4 protein-coding genes are annotated in these 3,785 nt (G+C 64.2%); all 4 read left to right on the top strand.

Going from position 1 to position 3,785, the window contains the following annotated elements:
- Positions 1-2 precede the first annotated feature (2 nt).
- Positions 3-980 (top strand): ABC transporter permease subunit, encoded by a 978-nt coding sequence (locus tag CAG47_RS27555; protein ID WP_256577579.1) that lies wholly within the window; start codon positions 3-5, stop codon positions 978-980.
- Between the two features lie 10 nt (positions 981-990).
- Positions 991-1,902: an ABC transporter permease subunit gene (locus CAG47_RS27550; RefSeq protein WP_085729437.1), complete on the top strand. Its 912-nt coding sequence runs from the start codon at positions 991-993 to the stop codon at positions 1,900-1,902.
- A gap of 10 nt (positions 1,903-1,912) precedes the next feature.
- Complete coding sequence (locus CAG47_RS27545; RefSeq protein ID WP_085729436.1) at positions 1,913-2,881, top strand: ABC transporter ATP-binding protein; 969 nt, start codon at positions 1,913-1,915, stop codon at positions 2,879-2,881.
- On the top strand, positions 2,881-3,785 hold a 905-nt coding region (locus CAG47_RS27540), incomplete at its 3' end, for a peptide ABC transporter ATP-binding protein (RefSeq protein ID WP_085729435.1). The genes CAG47_RS27545 and CAG47_RS27540, both read left to right, overlap by 1 nt.

The following is a 3,785-nucleotide window of genomic DNA, read 5'->3' as shown; positions in this document are numbered from 1 at the left end:
TGTTGATCCCCACGTTCTTCGGCATCACCCTGCTGACATTCGCGTTGATTCGCATGATCCCCGGCGACCCCGTGGAAGTCATGATGGGCGAACGCCGAGTCGATCCGGAAATGCACGCTCAGGCAATGGAACGCCTAGGTCTGAACAAACCCCTGTATGTCCAGTACCTGGATTACATCGGCAAACTGGCCCACGGCGATCTCGGGGAATCCCTGCGCACCCGTGAAAGCGTCTGGAGCGAATTCACTTCCCTGTTCCCCGCGACCCTGGAACTGTCCATGGCCGCCCTGTTGTTCGCCGGCGTCCTGGGCCTGCTGGCCGGGGTGATTGCGGCACTCAAGCGAGGCTCCCTGTTCGACCATGGGGTGATGGGCATCTCCCTGGCGGGCTATTCGATGCCGATCTTCTGGTGGGGCCTGATCCTGATCATGTTCTTCTCGGTGAGCCTGGGCTGGACCCCGGTGTCCGGGCGCATCGACCTGCTCTACGACATCGAGCCGCGCACCGGCTTCATGCTGGTCGACACGCTGCTGGCCGATGACGTCAGTGCGTTCTTCGATGCCCTGCATCACCTGATCCTGCCGGCCATCGTGCTGGGCACCATCCCGCTGGCGGTGATCGCGCGGATGACCCGTTCCTCGATGCTCGAAGTGCTGCGTGAAGACTACATTCGCACCGCCAAGGCCAAGGGCCTGTCGCCCTCGCGCGTGGTGTTCGTGCACGGCCTGCGCAACGCACTGATTCCGGTGCTGACCGTGGTCGGCCTGCAAGTCGGCACCCTGCTGGCCGGTGCGGTCCTGACCGAAACCATCTTCTCCTGGCCCGGCATCGGCAAATGGCTGATCGAAGCCATCGGCGCCCGGGACTATCCCGTCGTGCAAAACGGCATCCTGCTGATCGCCTGCCTGGTGATCCTGGTCAACTTCGTGGTGGACATCCTCTACGGCTTTGCCAACCCACGCATCCGTCATCAGCGCTGAGATCATGACCATGACCACTCCAATTCCCTCGGTAGCAGTCGATCAAAGCCTGCTGTACCCGTCGCCGTACAAAGAATTCTGGCAAGCGTTCGCCAGGAACAAAGGGGCCGTCGCCGGCCTGCTGTTCATGCTGCTGGTGATTTTCTGCGCGATCTTCGCCCCCTGGGTCGCCCCCCACGACCCGAGCGAGCAGTACCGTGATTTCCTGCTGACCCCGCCGGCCTGGCTGGAAGGCGGGCAGCTGCAGTTCCTGCTCGGCACCGACGAACTGGGCCGCGACCTGCTGTCGCGCCTGATCAACGGTTCGCGCCTGTCCTTGCTGATCGGCCTGTCGTCGGTGGTGATGTCGCTGATCCCGGGCATCCTGCTGGGCCTGTTCGCCGGGTTCTTCCCGCGCGTGGTCGGCCCGACCATCATGCGCCTGATGGACATCATGCTGGCCCTGCCGTCCCTGCTGCTGGCCGTGGCGATCGTCGCCATCCTCGGCCCGGGCCTGATCAACACCGTGATCGCCATCGCCGTGGTGTCCCTGCCCTCCTACGTGCGCCTGACCCGCGCCGCGGTGATGGGCGAGCTCAACCGCGACTACGTGACCGCCGCGCGCCTGGCCGGTGCCGGCCTGCCACGCCTGATGTTCGTCACCGTGCTGCCCAACTGCATGGCGCCGCTGATCGTCCAGGCCACCCTGAGCTTCTCCTCGGCGATCCTCGATGCCGCCGCCCTGGGCTTCCTCGGCCTTGGCGTGCAACCGCCAACCCCTGAGTGGGGCACCATGCTGGCATCGGCCCGCGACTACATCGAACGCGCCTGGTGGGTGGTGAGCCTGCCTGGCCTGACCATTTTGCTCAGCGTGCTGGCAATCAACTTGATGGGTGACGGCCTGCGCGATGCGCTGGACCCGAAACTCAAGAACGCCGCCTGAGGAGATTCCCATGTCACTGTTAGAAATCAAGAATCTCAACGTCCGCTTCGGCGACAAGAACGCCACGCCCGTGGTCGACGGCCTCGACCTGAAGGTGGACAAGGGCGAAGTGCTGGCCATCGTTGGCGAGTCCGGTTCCGGCAAGTCCGTGACCATGATGGCGCTGATGGGCCTGATCGAACATCCGGGGATCGTCACCGCCGACGCCCTGAGTTTCGACGGCAAGGACATGCTCAAGCTCAGCAACCGTCAGCGTCGGCAGATCGTCGGCAAAGACCTGTCCATGGTCTTCCAGGACCCGATGACCGCGCTGAACCCGAGCTACACCGTCGGTTTCCAGATCGAGGAAGTGCTGCGCCTGCACCTGAAAATGTCCGGCAAGGCGGCCCGCAAACGCGCCATCGAACTGCTGGAAAAAGTGGAAATCCCGGGGGCCGCCAGCCGCATGGACGCCTACCCGCATCAACTGTCCGGCGGTATGAGCCAGCGCGTCGCGATTGCCATGGCGATTGCCGGCGAACCGAAACTGCTGATCGCCGACGAACCGACCACGGCGCTGGACGTCACGATCCAGGCGCAGATCATGGACCTGCTGCTGGCGTTGCAGAAAGAGCAGAACATGGGCCTGGTGCTGATCACCCACGACCTCGCCGTCGTCGCCGAAACCGCCCAGCGCGTGTGCGTGATGTACGCCGGCCAGGCGGTCGAAGTCGGCCAGGTGCCGCAACTGTTCGATATCCCCGCGCACCCGTACAGCGAAGCCTTGCTCAAGGCGATCCCGGAACACAGCCAGGGCGCCGCGCGCCTGTCGACCCTGCCGGGCATCGTGCCCGGTCGCTATGACCGTCCGCAGGGCTGCCTGCTGTCGCCGCGCTGCCCCTATGTGAAAGACAACTGCCGTCAACAACGTCCGGCCCTTGACCCGAAAAGCAACAGCCTCGCTCGCTGCTTCTACCCGCTGAACCAGGAGGTGGCGTAATGGCCGTCGTTCTTACCGCCCGCGACCTGACCCGGCACTACGAAGTGTCCCGTGGCCTGTTCAAGGGTCACGCCACCGTGCGCGCGCTCAATGGTGTGTCGTTCGAACTGGAAGCCGGCAAGACCCTCGCCGTCGTCGGTGAATCGGGCTGTGGCAAATCCACCCTGGCCCGGGCCCTGACGCTGATCGAAGAGCCGTCCTCGGGCTCCTTGAAAATCGCCGGCCAGGAAGTCGCCGGCGCCGACAAGGCGCAACGCAAGCAATTGCGCAAAGACGTGCAGATGGTGTTCCAGAGCCCCTATGCCTCGTTGAACCCACGGCAGAAAGTCGGCGACCAGCTGGCCGAGCCGCTGCTGATCAACACCAGCCTGAGCGCCGCCGAACGTCGCGAGAAAGTCCAGGCGATGATGAAGCAGGTGGGCTTGCGTCCCGAGCACTACCAGCGTTATCCGCACATGTTCTCCGGCGGTCAGCGCCAGCGGATCGCCCTGGCCCGCGCGATGATGCTCCAGCCCAAAGTGCTGGTCGCGGATGAACCGACCTCGGCGCTGGACGTCTCGATCCAGGCCCAGGTGCTGAACCTGTTCATGGACCTGCAGCAGGAGTTCAACACCGCCTACGTGTTCATCTCCCACAACCTGGCGGTGGTGCAACACGTGGCCGATGACGTGATGGTGATGTACCTCGGTCGCCCGGTGGAAATGGGGCCGAAGAACGACATCTACGAACGCCCTCTGCACCCTTACACCCAGGCCCTGCTGTCGGCCACGCCGACGATCCACCCGGACCCGAACAAACCGAAGATCAAGATCGTCGGCGAGCTGCCCAACCCGCTGAACCCGCCGCCGGGCTGCGCGTTCCACAAGCGCTGCCCGTACGCCACCGAACGCTGCAAAACCGAAGA

The sequence above is a fragment of the Pseudomonas sp. R37(2017) genome (assembly GCF_002113375.1).
In the GTDB taxonomy this organism is placed as follows: Bacteria; Pseudomonadota; Gammaproteobacteria; order Pseudomonadales; family Pseudomonadaceae; genus Aquipseudomonas.
This window is presented reverse-complemented; position numbering and strand designations above follow the sequence as displayed.

Coding starts and splice junctions, on each gene's coding strand:
- CAG47_RS27550 (WP_085729437.1), top strand. CDS start 991: ATGACCACTCCAATTCCCTCGGTAGCAGTCGATCAAAGCCTGCTGTAC.
- CAG47_RS27545 (WP_085729436.1), top strand. CDS start 1,913: ATGTCACTGTTAGAAATCAAGAATCTCAACGTCCGCTTCGGCGACAAG.